Source organism: Cryomorpha ignava (assembly GCF_010686655.1).
GTDB lineage: Bacteria > Bacteroidota > Bacteroidia > Flavobacteriales_D > Cryomorphaceae > Cryomorpha > Cryomorpha ignava.
This window is the reverse complement of record NZ_JAAGVY010000009.1, coordinates 112,351-130,066: the sequence shown is the minus strand read 5'-3', so window position 1 is coordinate 130,066 and position 17,716 is coordinate 112,351. Positions and strand designations below refer to the sequence as shown.

Here is a 17,716-nt window from a genome sequence, read left to right as displayed (position 1 = left end):
TTTTTTTTCACGCAAAGGCGCAAAGGCGCAAGGAAATGTACCTTGGATGAAACGGAAGTCATTAGAGTGGGTTAGGGTTTAGTGGGTTGTTTGATGTGTTTCGCTCTTTTTTTTCACGCAAAGGCGCAAAGGCGCAAGGAAATGTACCTTGGATGAAACGGAAGTCATTAGAGTGGGTTAGGGTTTAGTGGGTTGTTTGATGTGTTTCGCTCTTTTTTTTCACGCAAAGGCGCAAAGGCGCAAGGAAATGTACCTTGGATGAAACGGAAGTCATTAGAGTGGGTTAGGGTTTAGTGGGTTGTTTGATGTGTTTCGCTCTTTTTTTTCACGCAAAGGCGCAAAGGCGCAAAGGCGCAAAGGGGCAAGGAAGTGGATCATGGATAAAACAGAAGGCATGACAGAGTCTAAAGTAGAATAAAAACCTACAATTTCCGTAATTTCAGAGCAGGTCTTCAACTCCGATTTCAGCGTGTCTACACGATCTTTGGGTCTTAGCCACTCTGCGAAACTATCCGCGCATCACTTCATAAAAACAACCCAAAAAACCTTTGCGTCTTAGCGCCTTTATTCGCTGCGCTCACCCTACGGGCTCCTTTCAGTCGTGAAAACGCTTCGCTTAGTTGCGAGACCATTTACACATAAAAACACCACAAAAAACCTTTGCGTCTTAGCGCCTTTATTCGCTGCGCTCACCCTACGGGCACCTTTCAGTCGTGAAAACGCTTCGCTTAGTTGCGAGACCATTTACACATAAAAACACCCCAAAAAACCTTTGCGTCTTAGCGCCTTTATTCGCTGCGCTCACCCTACGGGCTTCTTTCAGTCGTGAAAACGCTTCGCTTAGTTGCGAGACCATTTACACATAAAAACAACCCAAAAAACCTTTGCGTCTTAGCGCCTTTATTCGCTGCGCTCACCCTACGGGCTCCTTTCAGTCGTGAAAACGCTTCGCTTAGTTGCGAGACTATCCCCACATAAAAACAACCCAAAAACCTTTGCGCCTTAGCGCCTTTATTCGCTGCGCTCACCCTACGGGCTCCTTTCAGTCGTGAAAACGCTTCGCTTAGTTGCGAGACCATTTACACATAAAAACAAACCAAAAAACCTTTGCGCCTTAGCGCCTTTATTCGCTGCGCGCACCCTACGGGCTCCTTTCAGTCGTGAAAACGCTTCGCTTAGTTGCGAGACCATTCAAACACAATAACACCACAAATACCATTTGGTCTTTGCGCCTTTTAGAATCACTCTACCGGAAATCGCTTCAAAAGAATTTTCTGAAAAAGATGGAAGGGGAGAACCCTATTTACCGAAAGGGAAACCCGCTGCCAGAATGTAGCTGCCGGGTAGCGCATAAGGGGATATTTTGAATCGACGATTTTCCAAACCACCCTTGCCACACCTATCGGATCGTGGCCGTTTGATATATCTTCAGAAATTGCCTTGTAGAGTTTCGTAAACCCTTCGTAATATGGCGAATCTTTATCCAGACTTCGTTTAGCAATGATTCTGTTGTTGTTGATATTGGTTTTATAGTCGCCCGGCTGCACAATACTCACCGCAATATTCCATTGCTTGAGCTCCATGCGCAGCGTTTCCGAAAACCGGTCAATGGCACTTTTGCTCGCTGAGTACACCCCCCGAAAGGGAAGGCCAAACTCGCCCGCTATACTGGATATATTGATAATTTGTCCTTTGTTTTGCTTTCGCATAAAGGGAATTACAGCGCGGCAACATTCCAGTTGCCCAAATACGTTTGATTTAAACAACGATACCATTTCTTCTGTAGAAGTATCTTCAATGGCTCCGGCTATGCCAGTTCCGGCATTGTTTACAAGCACGTCTATGCGGCCTTCCTTCTCAATAAGCCAGTGTACTGCGTCAAAAATACTTTTAGAATCTTCTGTGAATAATTGGAGCATGGGTATGCCATGCATCAACTCGCCATTGCGCGCTTTGCGGCTGGTTCCATATACTGTGCAACCTTTTTGCTGAAGATACCGGCATATTGCTAATCCTATTCCAGATGAGCCGCCGGTTACGAGAATTATCTTTCTCTCCATAGTTGAGAAAAAAAAGTGGGCAAGCTACTCACATCGCACCGCTCAACCACATACCCTTGCTACATTCCTGTCCTGGGGGAGTTCTGCAGGAGCTGGTCGTATGAGACTTGCCCGCCGCAAAAGTACGAATCATTCATTCTTGCGCAATAAAAAAATGCATAAAATCAATGCACTTTTTATATTTGCATAAACCTAAACACATTAACCATGAATAAATCTTACGCTTTAAACCTCGGTTTAACCACCGCAGTGCTCTCTATTGTCCTGTTTTTACTAATGGCTATTCTAGGCGGCGGTATGATCCTCTCTTTTGCCATAGGCATTCTTGCACTCGCCTTTATGATTGCGCTGCCCATTATTTTTGTTCGCAAACAGCGCAAGGCAAATAATGGAATTATATCTTATAAAGATGCATTTCTCACTTCGTTTGTTGGCCTAGCGATAGGTGGAATTGTTTATCTGGCATTTTCGTTCATCTATGTAAATTTTATAGACACGACTTATCTCGATAAAATGATAAATCAGCAAATAGAGACCACTATGAGTTTTATGCAGGGAAATGTGCCTGAAGAGCAAATGGTAGAGACACTTACAGAAATAGAGACAAAAACACGAGAGGGGTTTACCCTTCCGGGAATGTTGAAGAATTTGGGAATATACCTGATCGTTTACGCTGTGTTTTCACTTATTCTTGCGGCCATTATGAAGCGAAATCCGGTGATAGTTTCTACCTCTGAAGATATTATCGATAATTAATTGCAAATTTGCGGGCTTGATATCAATCGCCATTCCATTATATAACGAAGCCGAGTCGCTTCCCGAGCTCATTGCCTGGATACATAGGGTAGTTGAGGCTAATAATCTCGCCACTGAAGTGATTTTGGTAGATGATGGCAGCCGCGATGAAAGCTGGGCGGTGATAGAAAACCTCCGGCTGGAATATCCATTCGTAAAAGCCATTCGCTTTACCCGAAATTACGGAAAGGCCGCCGGTCTTCAGGCTGCTTTTGAAGTGGCGCAAGGCGATGTGGTGATTACCATGGATGCCGATTTGCAAGATTCGCCCGACGAAATTCCGGAGCTGGTGCGCATGATACGCGAAGATGGATTTGACCTCGTATCGGGATGGAAGAAAAAGCGATATGATCCGATTTCAAAAACGATTCCCACAAAGCTTTACAACTGGGCTACCCGGAAAATGTCGGGAATTCAGCTTCACGATTTTAATTGCGGACTGAAAGCGTATAGAACAAAAGTGGTTAAGAATATTGAGCTCTATGGCGATATGCACCGCTATATTCCTGTGCTGGCAAAGCGCTTGGGGTACGACAATATAGGCGAAAAAGTGGTAGAGCACCGCGCGCGTAAATTTGGTACTACAAAATACGGCGTATCGCGGTTTATCAGGGGCCCGCTCGATCTACTTACTGTTAGTTTTGTATCGCGATACAGCAAGCGGCCTATGCACTTATTTGGCTTGTACGGAGCCATTATGTTTTTAATCGGAATGGCAGTTTTTGCATGGATTGGCGGCTATAAAATCTGGGCTGTTATACACCATATTCCGGCCAAAAATATTGCCCAAATGTCCATATTTTATGTTGCGCTTACCGCAATGATTATTGGAACGCAATTGTTTATTGGGGGCTTTCTTGCCGAGCTGGTTGGCAGTATCTCCCCCGATAGAAACCGGTATGTCATTGAAGATAAAATTGGGTTTAACCAAAATTAAGCCCTTTGTATATCAAGATTTTATCGTAGAGTATTTCAATACTGCCACAAAAAATGCACCGCCAATAATATTCCCAATCACCGAAAAGAGCATTGTTTGGCCATAAACTGCCGCATTAAAGTCGTGTTGAGACAACATGGCACAGAGAATTTCTACCGATCCTACAATGCAGTGGTGCAGCTTCCCAAAACCAATTATCAGCGTAATTAGCGCCACCACAGCAATTCGGGTAAGGCTTTCCTGAGAGGTAAAAAGCAACCAACTGAGCAAACCCATCAGCCAGCCGGCCAGCGTAGCGCTTCCCAATACTACATACCATTCCGGATCGGTTAGTAATTTTGCGAAATGGGTAAAAGCCTCGACTTCAATGATATTCATCGCGGGGCCTATCCATGTTATCAGCATGGCAAAGAGCCCTCCGCCAATAATATTTCCTGTAAAGACAACCAACCACAATCGAAACAAATCTTTGAAGCCTACCCTTCCGCTCAAAACGGGCATAACGGCAAGCGATGTTTGCTCGGTAAAGAGCTGGCTTCCGCCGATAATGACGAATATAAATCCAAGCGGGTAGCCAAATGCGGTAACCAGATGCAAGAGATCATCGGGTAGATAATTGCGAAAAACGGTGTATAGAATGCCCATGAGCAAAATCGAAAAACCAATTTCAAGCCCTGCCGTTACTGCGCTTAAAAAAATATTTAAATTGCTTCTTCGGTACTCCTGCATACTTTCGTTAAGCTGCTCGCGGAGTACTTGTTTCGAGTCTTTTGGTTTGTCTTCAGATTTGCTCATTCGGTGGTTATTATGATTGGGTTAGCCCATTGTTTAAAGCAAATCGTACCAGACCTGCCGTATTGTGAATTTCAAGTTTCTTCATCAAATTAGTGCGATGGGTATCTACAGTGCGGTGCGAAATAAATAGCTTTTCACCAATCTCCTTGTTCGAAAAACCTTCTGCCACCAGTCTCAATATTTCAATTTCGCGTTCAGAAAGGGTAGAGGCCAGAATAGAATCGGTACCCACCGTAAAATTGCCCGGAGTTACATGCTTCCCAGAGATAACGGCTTGTGCGGCATCGCTGCTAAAGTATGTTTTGCCATGTGACACACGATCTAGTGCATCGATAAACTCTTCACGATCTGAGTTTTTAAGCAGAAAACCTTCAGCTCCAATTTCCATCATACGTTTTATCAAAGCCGGGTCGCCGTGCATAGTAAGTACAACCACTTTTACGCCTTTTAGTTGTGATTTAATACGCTGTGTAGCTTCCAAACCATTCATTACCGGCATATCAACATCCATTAATACGATGTCAGGGTTTAAGAGCTCTGCATATTCAAAAGCCTCCTTACCATTACTCACTTTGGCCAGTACTTCGTATTTTCCAATAGCGGTCACCATTTCGGCAATTCCATCGCGCACCAGGGTATGATCATCGGCCACGATTACTTTTATCAAATTATCTTCCATCAATTTTGGCTTACCGGCACACGCATTTCCACTCGGGTGCCACCTTTCGGTGAATGTAGAAATTCAATGCTTCCTTTAATATGGTTTATACGCGTTTTCATATTCAGCAACCCATGGCCGTCGCCGGCATTTGCCGAAAGGCCCTTGCCATTGTCTTCAACGCTCATTTCTACACTTCTTTTTGTGGCTACAAGTTCAACTTTAACCGCGGTGGCTTCAGAATGTTTTATAATATTGTTTATCAGCTCCTGAGCTATTCGGTATAAATTCACTTCGATTTTGGGGTCGAGACGCGCGCCGGTATTAACGGCATCACCATTACACAACTTTGAATTTCTAGTTTGGAAACGTAGAAATTTGTAGATAAATGATAGTTCATATTTAAAATTCTTCTCAAGAATTAATACTTTGGCCAAATGAAAGCAGCAGGAACATTTGAAGTAAAAATGCAACCCGAAAATTTTTCGGTTCAGGGAGAAAATGAAATTCAATTGGGCAGATATTCTTTAAACAAAAAGTTCAACGGTGCGCTAAATGCGGAAAGCAAGGGTGAAATGATTTCGGCGATGACTTCTGTAAAAGGCTCGGCGGGTTATGTGGCTATTGAGCAGGTGAGTGGAAGCCTGAATGGAATGGCCGGTAATTTTGTTCTGCAACATTTTGGCATAATGAACCGCGGAAAAGACCGACTTATTCTGGAGGTCGTGCCGGATTCGGGCAGCGGAGAATTAAAAAACATTTCTGGATCAATGACCATTGAAGTTAAGGATGGAAAGCATTTTTATGAGCTTGATTTTGAGATGTAGGAGTGGCGTTTTCCTATGGTATCTGAATCCTTTTTGATTAGGTTGTGATGATGATGTCTCAAGGTGAAATTCCGCAGAGTTCCGTCACGTCGAGTGCCGCGCCTTACCGGCCTAACTCTTAGCGCGGTGTATAGAGACGTGTAACGTAAAATAAGTCAGTAAAAAGTAAAGCAAAAGACATCATTTCGATGTTATTCTCTGCTATAAGTGGATCTGGTTCTCCTCACCCCATTAATCTCTGTACACATCTTTTTTGCGATTGAAAATGATATTTTTCTTTTATTCGAAATGCCGACTATGGAGTTAAAAGGAATCAATTTAACTGACTACATTTCAATGCTCTCGCGCGCCCCCGACCCTGAAGGGGAGCTTCCACCGCACAAATTATCGTTGGTGAGAAGCTTGATTTTACGTATTGAGAAGCTTTGATATTTCAAAACTGAAAACCCTCAACCTAATCATTTTTAAACAGCCTTTAACCAATTCCACCCCCCAAAGTAACTCCGGTTACCTTCAGTCGGCTTCACATCCCGTATCTTTGCTGGAAAATCACTTATACTGCAAAATTTATGAAATCGTACACCGCTAAGCTCTCTCTTCTCGCAGTAGTCACTATCATCATTTCGCTATTCTCGACCAGCATGGAAGCGCAGGATACAGGAGAAAACCACAAAATTGTATTTCAACTTACTGACAATGATGTGAAAAGCCAAAAGGCATTGACTAACCAACTTAAAAACCTAACCGAGAGCTGGCCAAATGCTCAAATACAAGTTGTGGTGCACTCGGCAGGAATTCATTACTTGATGAAAGAAAAGTCAGGATTTAAATCTGAAATTGAGGCATTGGTGAAAAAAGGGGTGGAGTTTAAAGCCTGTGAGAATACGCTTAAATCAAAAGAAATAGACAAATTAGAAATTCTGGAAGTCGCAGGTTTTGTGCCAATGGGAATTGGAGAAGTTGTTCTGAAACAAGAGGCGGGCTGGTCGTATATTAAAGCCGGATTTTGATCGAATCTTGTGTTTTGAAAATTTAATGACTCCATCGGTTATGAAGAAGAATAAAAAGGAAATTTTAAAATGGGTTGCCACGATAGCTGTTATAGCGGTTTTCTATTTTACAGGCTGGCATAGACCATTGATTGCTAAGCTGCAGCAGGCGGTGCTGTCAACGGGAATTATAAAGCCCGATATTTCTGGTAACGAGCCAATTTCGGAATTGGCAGATACAGATGCTCATTTTTATGATGAAAATGGCAATAGGGTTTCGCTATCCGAATTTAGAGGGAAACCTGTTTTTTTAAATATTTGGGCTACCTGGTGCCCGCCGTGTAGGGCCGAGATGCCGGGAATTCAAAAATTGTACACCGAAATAGGCGGAGAAAAAGCATCTTTTATTATGCTTTCCACTGATGCCGATTTCGCGAAAGCTGTGAAATTTAAAAAAGACAATGGGTACGACTTTCCGATATACCGACTGGCAGCAAGCCTTCCGGAAGAGCTTGATACTGAATCTCTGCCCACGACTTATGTTTTTGACAAAGAAGGCAGAATGCACTTGTCTCAAAAGGGAATGGCAAAATACGACAGCGAAGAGTTTAAAGTTTTTATGAGGGGATTGTTTTAATGAAATGCTAAAATTGAATAGATGAAAAAATTGGGTTTAATAGGAGGTACTTCATGGCATTCGACGGTAGAATACTACCGCGCTATAAACGAAGGTGTGAGCAAAATTATTGGATCGCAAGCCAATCCGGAGCTAATTTTGTACAGCATCAATATCGAAATTATGCGGGCACAAGACAAGGATGCGATCAACGCTAAATATTTGGAAGTAGCCAAAAAGCTGGAAGCCGCCGGAGCAGAGGCCATCGTAATTTGCGCAAATACTCCTCACATGGCGTACGAGTACGTTCAGCCCCAAATTGGAATTGAAATTTTACATATTGCAGATGCCACAGGGCGCGAAGCAAAGCGTCTCGGACTTAAGAAACTGGGTCTGTTGGGAAATAAACCAACAATTACAGGCAGCTTTATTTCAGCTAGACTAAACTCGAAATTTAATATAGAAACTATCAAACCACATAGTGAAGCTACCGATCAATCTCATTATTTTGTTTCCGAAGAGCTTACCCGGGGTGTGTTTTCTGACGAAGCACGCAGTTTTTACAAAGTGCAAATCCAAAAACTGAAAGAAGCGGGTGCTGATGGGGTAATTATGGGTTGTACCGAATTACCCATTTTGATGAAAGAAGTTGACACAGTAATTCCAGCTTTGGCCACAACCGATCTTCATGTGCAAATGGCGATCGATTTTATCACAAGTTAGTGCGAATTTTCAATGCTTTAAAGGCCGTGAAACCGAAGTAGCGTGTTCCTTTTGCAAAGCCGTTTTAATTTTCAATTAGTTTATTGTGTTGTGTTTGGCAATGGCCTCTAGCAGCTTTTCAATTACATTGTCATACTTGGCTAAAGATTCATTTGCCGGAAGGCAAAAATTGGTTGCGCTATCTGTTTCTAAATTTCCGGTTTCTCCTTTCAAAATCTCAATCCGACCTTCAGTGGACTTAGGCATGGTAGGGAAATAGATCACAAAAAGTGGAATTCTGGCTTTAGTATTTTCTAGATAGGTTCTCAAAATTGCCAGTCGATTGTACTTTCTACCGTCTGGACGTGGATAGTAATTCGACAATTTCTGATTTGTAATCGGGCTTTTTAGCGTATGTTTTTTGTATTCTAAAATCGCAATAGGTCTGTGCGCCTGATCAAAAATGATTAAATCAACATCGCCTGGGTAGAGGCTGGAAGTATTTGATAGATAGCATTCCAGATTTGATGTTCCATAAGTAAGACCCTTCGAGCCTATTCGAATGGGCCCACCGGAAAACGCTTTGATTCTTGATTTAAAATCTTGAATTTTTATGAGTTCTCCGCTAAAATCAAAACCGTTACTCTCCAATCCATTGAATGTCGCTACCAGCAACGAAGCTTTAAAAGAACTCCAGTCAAGATCATCTCGGAATATGATGAACTGAATCTTGAGATTATTTACGTGCTTAAGGGCTTCTAAACGGTGCAGATAAGATTCGCCCAGTTCAATTGTCATAATGGTGTTGAGATGGCGCTGCACTTGCGCATAATCATGATTTTTTGACAAGATTTTTTTAATCCAGATAACTGGCGTTAAGCTTGGCTTTGATAGACTCCAGTCTACAAAAAAGTCGAATGAAAGTCCATACATACCGTGGCGTTGCAACACCTTGTCGGCAAACCAGTCTTGCGGCTCACCGCTGTGTGGATGCTTTTTTGGTAATGTGCTTCTGTCGCTGCATTTTGCGGGAAATGGATCGGAAAAGAAAATCATTTCGCAAGCTTTTTGGGTGAATGACAGCAAGATAAAACTAATAATTGTTTTTTCACTTATTGGTATGTTTCAACGGCTGGCATAAAATTGCTTCAAGATTGTTTGTAAAGGATTTAGCACATGGAAGTATTTCATTAATTCTACCCTTTCAATTTCCACGCTTCAAATTGATGAATAGGCCAAAATAATCGATAGTTTTTTTGTCCAAACAAGTCTTTGAGGTAGAGGAAACTGCATGAAAGACGTAATACTTTTCGCGTATTTTTCGAAACTTAGAGGCTGATAGAACGTACAACAAGCCCCTGGATTAAATGCTGAAATATGAAGAAACTTTCTACCATTTATTTTCCCAGTGCGCTCGTTATATTCCTAACAACCTGCTTTCCATCCATGATCTATGGTCAGCTCGATGCTGATCTAACAACTACAGACAATACAAATTGCAATGGATCTCCCTGCACTTATAGCGGTCCAAGCATTCTCATCAACGAATTAATGATGTCGCCAACCACTTTCGATGGCTCTTTGTGGGGCGGTTCAGCAACACAAAGAGGGGAGTGGATAGAGCTTTACAATCCGAATATTTGTGAACCAATTGATATTTCATGCTATTACCTGGGCAATAATGCCAACGACAATAGCCCATATCCGGGTGGATATGTAATACCGCCTGGAACTGTTGTTCCACCTGCCGGTTTTGCGCTTATTCGCGGGGTAAACGCTGCTGCCGTTCCTTCTCAACTTTTAGTTGAAAATGGCGGAAATGTTGTGGAGCTTGAGGTAACCGGAGTTGGCGTATGCGTAGGTGGCGGTTCGCGATTGTGGTTTCCCAATGCGGGTGGGTGGTTTGCTTTTTACGATGCCGATGGTGTTCCGCAAGATGCCGTTTCGTGGGCAACTCAATCTAATGCAGGCAACTACCCATGTGTGCCGACTTTAACGGGATGCGGTTTTAGCGGAACACTTCCCAACTACAATGAATTCCCAAACGACCGGAAAAATTATATCCTCAATACGTCCGCTTCCGATTTTAGTGGCCAAAGTATTCGCCGAATTCCCGATGGGGGGACCTGGAGCGGCCCCGGCGCTCCAACTTATGCAATTTGCAATACCACTTGCGTAGATGCTGAATCTATTAACTGTAATGGAACCGCCACCGCCAATCCTGTGGGAGGAACTCCACCCTACACTTATTTGTGGAATGACCCACAGTCTCAAAACACTCAAATTGCCGATCAACTCTGCGCCGGGCAATATTGTGTATTGATAACTGACGCTTTAGGCAATACTTTTAATCAATGCATTGATGTGGAAGATGTTGTTTACCAGATTCTAATTACAGATGCGATTTGCGATGGAGAGAGTTATACGCTTCCAAACAATCAAGTGGTAACTACGGCAGGAGATTATCCAATTCTACTCCAAACCGGAAATGGATGCGACAGCCTGATAACTGTGAGCCTGGAGGTACATCCAAGTTATGAGTTCGAGCTGAACCCACAAATTTGTCAAAGTGATGCGTATACCTTGCCTGATGGTACTGAAGTTTCTACTACCGGAACATATAATTTCGCATATCAAACTGTGAATGGATGCGACAGCCTTTACAACATTAATCTCGTGGTAGCATCACCGATACAAATTGTGGTTGATGCCCAAATTTGTGAAGGGAATACGTATGAATTGCCCGACGGAACGGAAGTTGGAAATGTAGGCCAATATAGCATTCTGGTAGCCGGTGATCCCGCTTTATGCGACACGCTTTTTACCATAAATCTCGCTTTTCATATTGATTTTCAGATTGAATTTAATGAGCTGAATCACATTAGCTGTTTCGGAGAGCAAGACGGATCAGTTTCACTGGATATAAATGGTACAAGCGGACCATACACTTATGAATGGTCTGATGGAATTGATCACGGTTCACTGGCAGAAAGCCTTGAGTTGGGGTCATATTCTGTTGAGGTAACAGATGATAATGGCTGTAAAGCAGATACGCTGTTCGAAATAATTGAGCCAACGGTGGTTTCTCTCACAGCATCGGCAGAGGAATTAATCTGTTTCGGCTCTGAATCTAATCTTATTGCAGAAGCAACAGGAGGCACAGGAGATTTTGAATATCACTGGAACCACACCACTTCAAATGCACCAAGCAGTACTGTAAGTCCGACAGAAGACACAGACTATTCCGTATTTGCAAATGATGAAAATGGTTGTAAAACTGATACAATCACACTAAATGTTGCTGTAATTACCATGCATTCTGATTCGTTAGAAGTTTCTGAAGGAGACTCTTTATGTTTTGGATCTTCGACTATAATATCAGCATCTTATTCAGGCCAATATCCACCATATGCATATACTTGGAGCAATGGCTTGCCAGATGGTCCCGGTCCATTCTCGGTTTCGCCCAATGCGACAACATCTTATACTGTAATGGTTACAGACGATTGTGGAAATACTGTCTCAAAAGAAATTCCGGTTATTGTGTGGTCACTACCGATTGTGGCCATTGATACTATTGCAAATGTGACTTGTTTTAATGAAAATGACGGGCGTACTGAAATTTCAGTTTCTGGAGGTAATCCCGGTTATTCTTACACTTGGTCTGACGAAATTGAACACGGCGCGCAAGCAGATAATCTTGAGCCCGGCACTTATTCGGTTGAGGTAGCTGATATCAATGGTTGTAAAGCAGAAACTTTGTTTGAAATACTGGAGCCAACGGTGGTTTCTCTCACAGCATCGGCAGAGGAATTAATCTGTTTCGGCTCTGAATCTAATCTTATTGCAGAAGCAACAGGAGGCACAGGAGATTTTGAATATCACTGGAACCACACCACTTCAAATGCACCAAGCAGTACTGTGAGTCCGACAGAAGACACAGACTATTCCGTATTTGCAAATGATGAAAATGGTTGCGAAACCGATACAATCACACTCAGCGTTACTGTAATTTCCATGTATTCTGATTCTTTGGAAGTCTCGGCTAGTGATTCTTTGTGTATTGGATCATCAACAACTCTATTGGCTTCTTATTCAGGTCAGTATCCGCCTTACATCTATACTTGGAGCAATGGCTTGCCCGATGGTCCCGGTCCAAATATCGTTTCACCCGATTCTACAACCGCATACACAATTACCGTTACAGACGATTGTGGAAATTCGGTTTCAAAAGAAATTCCGGTCGTGGTGTGGTCACTGCCTGTTGCGGCAATTGACTCCATTGCAAGTGTAACTTGCTTTGGTGAAAATAACGGCTATGCTGAAATTGCTGTAACCCAGGGAACACCGGGATATTCTTTCTCCTGGTCAGATGGTCAGGAGCACGGTGCGATTGGCGAAGGATTGATTCCGGCAACATACAATGTGGATATTTCAGATGCGCACGGCTGTGAAACAAATATCTCATTCGCGATAAGCGAACCTGCGCCGCTTGAGATTTCCCTTACGGGAGATACGCTTATTTGCCTTGGAGCGGAAACGACTTTATTTGCAACAGCAACCGGAGGTACAGGCGATAAAACATATCATTGGAATCATACGGCTTCAGTTTTGGGAAATAGTAATGTAAGTCCGCAAGTCGATACGCTTTACACGGTATTTGCTCAGGATGCAAATGGGTGTGTGAGCGAAGAAATCGAACTGACCGTCGCAGTAATGTCGATGGATCCCGGACTTCTAAGTATTTCAAGCGATACGGCAATTTGTCCGGGTGAGTTTGCATCACTTTCGGGATTCTATTCGGGAAACTACCCGCCTTACACTTACAGTTGGACGGGTGGAGTAGAAATAGGGATGGGGCCGCATAGTGTTTCGCCTTCGGAAACAACAACCTTCGAACTTACAGTTTCTGATATTTGCGACAACACGCTCACGGCAAATGTGGAAGTCGAACTGTACGAAAGTCCAATAGCAATTTTGCCCAATGATCTTCTTTCGGGATGTAGTCCACTGGAAATTAATTTGATTGATCCATTCAACAATACGTCAGGTTATTCGCATGAATGGTTGATTTCCAATTCGGATTCACAATCTGGAAATCCTGTAAGCGTCGTGCTCACCGATCCCGGAATTTATGAAGTAACACTTATCGTAACAAGTCCTGAAGGTTGTTCCGCTCTAAGCGAAAACGCCATTCCGGTTGAGGTATTTGCATTGCCTGTTGCCAACTTTAATGCTTCACCATGGTCAACGAGTATTGAAAACCCAGAAATTAACTTTACCGATATCAGTACCGGATCTGTTTTTTCAATCTGGACTATAGATAATACAACAGTCCAAAACCAAATTCAGACAGCCTATACTTTTTCTGATACGGGGCGTTACGCCGTGCAGCTCTATGTTGAAACTGAATTTGGCTGTCGAGATAGCATTACCAAATGGATAACTATTGAAATAGATCATTCGGTAGAAATACCAAATGCCTTTACGCCGAGCAATCCGGGCGACAATCCGTATTACGATCCAAAAGCAACTTCAAACACTGTTTTTTACCCCTTTTCTGATTATGTATCAGATTATCAGTTGAGTATTTTCAATAGATGGGGCGAATTGATTTTTGAAAGTTCCGAGTTTGAGATGGGTTGGAATGGAACGTACAGAGATGAGCCATGCCCGCAAGATGTGTATGTCTATAAGGTTGAATTTAGGTTTACCGATGGCAAAAAACGCACAAAAGTGGGAGATGTAACCCTTTTCAGGTAATGAGATTGAACTTGCGTAAGTATTGGTTTTTCGCCGCCTTTATTGGTGTTGGTAGTTTGTACGGTCAGGATATTCAATTTTCCCAGTCATATAGCAATCCGCTTTATTTGAATCCTGCTTTTTCGGGAACAAAACAGGCTACGCGAGTGGTTTTAAATTACCGAAAGCAATGGCCTGGCCTAAAGCATGAATACAACGCATTTGCCGCCAGTACCGATTTTTATGTTAAGCATATGAATTCTGGAGTAGGGGTTTCGTTTCTTAAAGATATTGCAGGTGAGCATAATCTTAGCAATACCATGGCTTCGGTGTACTATGCTCAACATCTACGCATTTCACGAAAGTCGAATATTTCACTTGGAATAAAAGGAAGCTATGGGCAGCGCGCTTTTGACAATAGCAATCTACTCTTTGCCGATCAGATTATCAATGAAACCTCGGCCAGTTCATCCAATCCGGGAATGTTAAATCAAGTAGCTTATGCCGATTTTTCTGCCGGAATTCTTTACTACAATACCAAGGCCTGGCTGGGAGTATCGCTTCACCGCATCAATGAGCCCAATCAATCGCTTATGGGAGGTATAGATGTTATTCCGCGAAAGCTTTCTGTGCATGGTGGAACAGTGGTGCCTATTAAAAGTTTTGAAGAGTCGTACGGAGAGAAAAAGCTGCGTATCGCCTTTAATTACAAGGAGCAAGGCGAGTGGAATCAATTAGATCTCGGGACGTATTACACCTTCCGCAATGTCAATTTTGGAATGTGGTACCGCGGCCTTCCCACGAAACGATACAAACCGGATATTCCGAATAATGAGTCAGTTATTTTTCTTCTTGGCTACGAAGCTCCCAAGCGGTTTTCTTTTGGGTACAGCTATGAAATTAGCATCAATAGATTGTTTGGCTATTCGGGTGGAGCCCACGAAATTTCCTTGATTTTGGAGTTTTATTCGAAACAGAAAAAGGCGAAGAGAAGGATTGTTCCTTGTGCTAGTTTTTAGAAAAAAGTGTTTTATAGGAAATAAAGAATCGCGGGTTTTAGATTGATATTTTATAGTTGAAATAGCTATATTTATCCTTCTTCGTCCAAATACTGTATCTAATTAACCATAAACCAACTGACATGAAATCACCGAAATTTCTACCCATTCTTGCACTTTTACTATTTCAAGTGGCTATAAGTCAGAATATTTTTGCACAGAATTCGCAATATGACATAGTCGATTTTAATGATCCCGATAGTGTTGTTCAGCTCCTCGCAGATTCTACCACAGGCGATTGGCAAATAGGCTTACCTCAAAAAGAATTTTTTGGAGATGCCTACTCCCAGCCTTATGCAATTATGACCGATACCCTTCAACCTTTTGCAGCTGATACACGTTCTTCATTTATTTTAAAATTTTCGAATACAGATACGCTATACGATGAGCCTTATTACAGCGGCAAAATTTGTTTTTATCACAAGCTTGAAGCGGAGGAGGGAGTAGACTTTGCGCATGTTGCTGTGTCGGCCGATCAGGGAAATTTCTGGTCTGACTACACAAGCGACGAAGGGGGATGGGCATTGACACAAGGGAATGGTATGATTCTTTATTCATCAGATTTTTTTGATAACTGGCATTTTGATGGAAACGATTCTCTTTACGGGTTTACCGGAGTGCTAGAGGAGTACCAACACACCTGTATGAATATTTGCTGGGTTACGCCTGTGATGACCGAGGGAGGATTTCGCTCTTTTCCACCAGATTCTATATGGGTGAAATTTTCATTTCTTGCAGGCCCAAATTCTGCACAAAATGCAGGTTGGATAATTGATGATGTGACTTATGGCTATTTTGAGTGTATAGGTGGATTGTCTGAGCACAATCTTCCACCGCTTAAGGTATATCCGCAGCCGGCGGGAGAGACGCTCCAATTTTATAAGCCGGAAAACACAACTTCCCAGGCTGTTTTGAGCATATTCAACGTGGCCGGTCAGCTCGTAAAGGAAATTCCCTATAGAGGAGATGAACTCTCTATCGATCTTCAACGCTGGAGTAGTGGGATGTATATGTATGTGTTGAAAGAAAATGATGTTCCTGTGAATAGTGGGAGATTTATTGTTTCTCGTTGATGAAGGGAGACTTGCCGTAAAAAAGAAATCTATGTTGTTTAAAATATTAGTTCTGTGAATGCCTTGTCAAAGGAGGTTTTAGTTTTCTAACTGGTCACAGTTTTTTACGGTTTTATCATTCTTTTTGCTGTTTATTGGTAATTATGCCTTGCATTAGAAAAATAGTCAGGCTATAACCTGACAAACGTGTAAATATCGTAAGGCTATAGCTTGACAAATAACTTGTCAGCCAAATTACCATTGAGATTTAAAATAGCAAGTCTATTAATAACTGCACCCCTTAACAAACCGCCAAAAGCTACCATACTTTTGAGGAACTTCTTTAACCAAGCCTTTCTCACCTAACTTTTTCAAGTTTGATTCCGTTGTACTTAAATCTTGGGACAAAGCAACAGCAATTTCTTGGGAAGCTAAAAAATCATATTTTTCAAGCAATTGCAACTCATTGTAAGTGATGGTTTTGGCTTCAACTTTTTTGCCATAAGCTTTTTCTAAAGCCAGCTCGTAGTTCTCATAGCCCGATGTGCCTGATATTTTATAACCCTTCCCATCATTGCCAATAAATATAAAAGTTGGAAATCCGCGGACACCCATTTCACGACATTCTCGCATTTCTTGTTCGAAGGCCAGCTTGGTTATTGGATCGTTTAAGTCTTCTGTGAATTCATCGACATCGGCACCAACATCAGCGGCAGCTTGAATAAGGTTTTCTTCTTTTGCGATGTTCACATTTTCCAAAAACACCATCTCTCGTATTCGTCTTAAGTACGTCAGAGAAATCGCTCCGCCTTGTTTCTGCATGGCCTTGAAGGCGATGGAAGATGGGAAAGAAGAATCAAGTGGATTATTTATCCACACATCCCCGTCTATACTCATCCCGCTCATTTCGCCTACTTCATCCCAATGGTGTGCTACGTCGCTGGGTTTACCTATTCCATTCGCCTTATCGGCAAAACCATCCCATCCAGGCAGAAGGCCGCCCATTCGGTATTCAATGTCCACAAAATCGCCATAAGACATTTTAAACTTTCTAAGTTCTGGCTCAATAGCCCAGCAGGCCGAGCAAATTGGATCTGTATAGTAGATGAGTTTCACTTTGTTTGCTTTTTGAAGATTAATTTCTTCAATTCCTGATTGTTCTTCCGGCCCGCATTCTCCGGTTTCAATATCGCAGGCAAGGTTTACTTTCTTATCAACTTTCATTGTATCTGGGGTTGGAATGCTTGCTTCGCTTGAGATGGCTGCGCTCACTTGTGCTGCACATGTATCAGCAAGAGTAACTATGCAAAAGGTGAAAAATAGATGTTTAAGTTTTCGCATGTAAATGAATTGCGTTGCAAACTTAGTCTATATTTCAATATTGGGTTATGCATTTTGAAGACGAAATTTGCAGTCTAACCGCAAATCGAAGATCAAGCCGTAGGCATGGGACGCAAAGATTACTGACGAAATCAAAGATTTATC

General features: G+C 42.4%; 15 protein-coding genes and 1 other RNA gene. 9 read left to right on the top strand and 7 right to left on the bottom strand.

What is annotated here, in order from left to right; all coding sequences use genetic code 11:
- Positions 1 to 1,241 precede the first annotated feature (1,241 nt).
- Together G3O08_RS07255 and ffs are read right to left on the bottom strand one after the other, a co-directional pair.
- Positions 1,242 to 2,060: an SDR family oxidoreductase gene (locus tag G3O08_RS07255; protein WP_163284373.1), complete on the bottom strand. Its 819-nt coding sequence runs from the start codon at positions 2,058 to 2,060 to the stop codon at positions 1,242 to 1,244.
- A 14-nt stretch (positions 2,061 to 2,074) separates the two neighbouring features.
- An RNA gene (gene ffs, locus G3O08_RS07250) (signal recognition particle sRNA small type) lies at positions 2,075 to 2,173 on the bottom strand.
- A 94-nt stretch (positions 2,174 to 2,267) separates the two neighbouring features.
- On the opposite strand from ffs, the gene G3O08_RS07245 reads away from it, so the two are divergent.
- The gene (locus G3O08_RS07245; protein ID WP_163284371.1) at positions 2,268 to 2,816 is read left to right on the top strand and encodes a DUF4199 domain-containing protein; all 549 of its coding nucleotides are present in this window, start codon (positions 2,268 to 2,270) and stop codon (positions 2,814 to 2,816) included.
- Positions 2,817 to 2,832: 16 nt separating this feature from the next.
- A complete protein-coding gene (locus G3O08_RS07240) occupies positions 2,833 to 3,792 on the top strand; it encodes a glycosyltransferase family 2 protein (RefSeq protein ID WP_163284369.1) in 960 nt (319 codons plus the stop codon).
- Positions 3,793 to 3,804: 12 nt separating this feature from the next.
- Here G3O08_RS07240 and G3O08_RS07235 read toward each other — a convergent pair whose 3' ends face one another.
- Genes G3O08_RS07235 through G3O08_RS07225 form a run of 3 tightly spaced genes read right to left on the bottom strand, consistent with a single transcriptional unit; the run spans position 3,805 to position 5,538 of the window.
- Positions 3,805 to 4,587, bottom strand: coding sequence for a formate/nitrite transporter family protein (locus tag G3O08_RS07235; RefSeq protein WP_163284367.1), 783 nt, complete (start codon positions 4,585 to 4,587; stop codon positions 3,805 to 3,807).
- A 10-nt stretch (positions 4,588 to 4,597) separates the two neighbouring features.
- Positions 4,598 to 5,266, bottom strand: a complete 669-nt coding sequence (locus G3O08_RS07230; RefSeq protein ID WP_163284365.1) for a response regulator — start codon at positions 5,264 to 5,266, stop codon at positions 4,598 to 4,600.
- Positions 5,266 to 5,538: a sensor histidine kinase gene (locus G3O08_RS07225; protein ID WP_163284363.1), complete on the bottom strand. Its 273-nt coding sequence runs from the start codon at positions 5,536 to 5,538 to the stop codon at positions 5,266 to 5,268. The genes G3O08_RS07230 and G3O08_RS07225 overlap by 1 nt, the downstream gene beginning before the upstream one ends.
- Before the next feature lie 144 nt (positions 5,539 to 5,682).
- Between G3O08_RS07225 and G3O08_RS07220 the strand changes: the two genes are divergently transcribed.
- The 4 genes from G3O08_RS07220 to G3O08_RS07205 all read left to right on the top strand — a co-directional run bounded on the left by G3O08_RS07220 (position 5,683) and on the right by G3O08_RS07205 (position 8,400).
- Positions 5,683 to 6,072 carry a DUF3224 domain-containing protein gene (locus G3O08_RS07220; protein ID WP_163284361.1) on the top strand — a complete coding sequence of 130 codons (390 nt, stop codon included), beginning with the start codon at positions 5,683 to 5,685 and terminating at the stop codon, positions 6,070 to 6,072.
- 569 nt (positions 6,073 to 6,641) lie between these two features.
- Positions 6,642 to 7,082, top strand: coding sequence for a DsrE family protein (locus tag G3O08_RS07215; RefSeq protein ID WP_163284359.1), 441 nt, complete (start codon positions 6,642 to 6,644; stop codon positions 7,080 to 7,082).
- A 40-nt stretch (positions 7,083 to 7,122) separates the two neighbouring features.
- Complete coding sequence (locus tag G3O08_RS07210) at positions 7,123 to 7,698, top strand: TlpA family protein disulfide reductase (RefSeq protein WP_163284357.1); 576 nt, start codon at positions 7,123 to 7,125, stop codon at positions 7,696 to 7,698.
- Positions 7,699 to 7,719: 21 nt separating this feature from the next.
- Positions 7,720 to 8,400 carry an aspartate/glutamate racemase family protein gene (locus tag G3O08_RS07205; RefSeq protein WP_163284355.1) on the top strand — a complete coding sequence of 227 codons (681 nt, stop codon included), beginning with the start codon at positions 7,720 to 7,722 and terminating at the stop codon, positions 8,398 to 8,400.
- Between the two features lie 75 nt (positions 8,401 to 8,475).
- Here the strand turns inward: G3O08_RS07205 and G3O08_RS07200 are convergent, their stop codons facing one another.
- Positions 8,476 to 9,435, bottom strand: coding sequence for a hypothetical protein (locus G3O08_RS07200; RefSeq protein WP_163284353.1), 960 nt, complete (start codon positions 9,433 to 9,435; stop codon positions 8,476 to 8,478).
- 321 nt (positions 9,436 to 9,756) lie between these two features.
- On the opposite strand from G3O08_RS07200, the gene G3O08_RS07195 reads away from it, so the two are divergent.
- From G3O08_RS07195 to G3O08_RS07185, 3 genes are all read left to right on the top strand, one after another.
- Entirely contained in the window at positions 9,757 to 14,142 is a 4,386-nt protein-coding gene (locus tag G3O08_RS07195) for a T9SS type B sorting domain-containing protein (RefSeq protein WP_163284351.1), read from the top strand.
- Positions 14,142 to 15,140 carry a PorP/SprF family type IX secretion system membrane protein gene (locus G3O08_RS07190; protein ID WP_163284349.1) on the top strand — a complete coding sequence of 333 codons (999 nt, stop codon included), beginning with the start codon at positions 14,142 to 14,144 and terminating at the stop codon, positions 15,138 to 15,140. Before G3O08_RS07195 ends, G3O08_RS07190 begins: the two co-directional genes overlap by 1 nt.
- Positions 15,141 to 15,262: 122 nt before the next feature.
- A complete protein-coding gene (locus G3O08_RS07185; RefSeq protein ID WP_163284347.1) occupies positions 15,263 to 16,252 on the top strand; it encodes a T9SS type A sorting domain-containing protein in 990 nt (329 codons plus the stop codon).
- A 264-nt stretch (positions 16,253 to 16,516) separates the two neighbouring features.
- On the opposite strand, the gene G3O08_RS07180 is transcribed toward G3O08_RS07185, so the two are convergent.
- Positions 16,517 to 17,572, bottom strand: coding sequence for a DsbA family protein (locus G3O08_RS07180; RefSeq protein WP_163284345.1), 1,056 nt, complete (start codon positions 17,570 to 17,572; stop codon positions 16,517 to 16,519).
- Positions 17,573 to 17,716 lie beyond the last annotated feature (144 nt).

Bases quoted from the DNA above. Each gene is read 5' to 3' on its own strand.
- G3O08_RS07195 (WP_163284351.1), top strand. From the start codon at position 9,757: ATGAAGAAACTTTCTACCATTTATTTTCCCAGTGCGCTCGTTATATTC.
- G3O08_RS07230 (WP_163284365.1), bottom strand. From the start codon at position 5,266: ATGGAAGATAATTTGATAAAAGTAATCGTGGCCGATGATCATACCCTG.
- G3O08_RS07245 (WP_163284371.1), top strand. From the start codon at position 2,268: ATGAATAAATCTTACGCTTTAAACCTCGGTTTAACCACCGCAGTGCTC.
- G3O08_RS07185 (WP_163284347.1), top strand. From the start codon at position 15,263: ATGAAATCACCGAAATTTCTACCCATTCTTGCACTTTTACTATTTCAA.
- G3O08_RS07235 (WP_163284367.1), bottom strand. From the start codon at position 4,587: ATGAGCAAATCTGAAGACAAACCAAAAGACTCGAAACAAGTACTCCGC.
- G3O08_RS07200 (WP_163284353.1), bottom strand. From the start codon at position 9,435: ATGATTTTCTTTTCCGATCCATTTCCCGCAAAATGCAGCGACAGAAGC.
- G3O08_RS07215 (WP_163284359.1), top strand. From the start codon at position 6,642: ATGAAATCGTACACCGCTAAGCTCTCTCTTCTCGCAGTAGTCACTATC.
- G3O08_RS07210 (WP_163284357.1), top strand. From the start codon at position 7,123: ATGAAGAAGAATAAAAAGGAAATTTTAAAATGGGTTGCCACGATAGCT.
- G3O08_RS07220 (WP_163284361.1), top strand. From the start codon at position 5,683: ATGAAAGCAGCAGGAACATTTGAAGTAAAAATGCAACCCGAAAATTTT.
- G3O08_RS07205 (WP_163284355.1), top strand. From the start codon at position 7,720: ATGAAAAAATTGGGTTTAATAGGAGGTACTTCATGGCATTCGACGGTA.
- G3O08_RS07190 (WP_163284349.1), top strand. From the start codon at position 14,142: ATGAGATTGAACTTGCGTAAGTATTGGTTTTTCGCCGCCTTTATTGGT.
- G3O08_RS07180 (WP_163284345.1), bottom strand. From the start codon at position 17,572: ATGCGAAAACTTAAACATCTATTTTTCACCTTTTGCATAGTTACTCTT.
- G3O08_RS07255 (WP_163284373.1), bottom strand. From the start codon at position 2,060: ATGGAGAGAAAGATAATTCTCGTAACCGGCGGCTCATCTGGAATAGGA.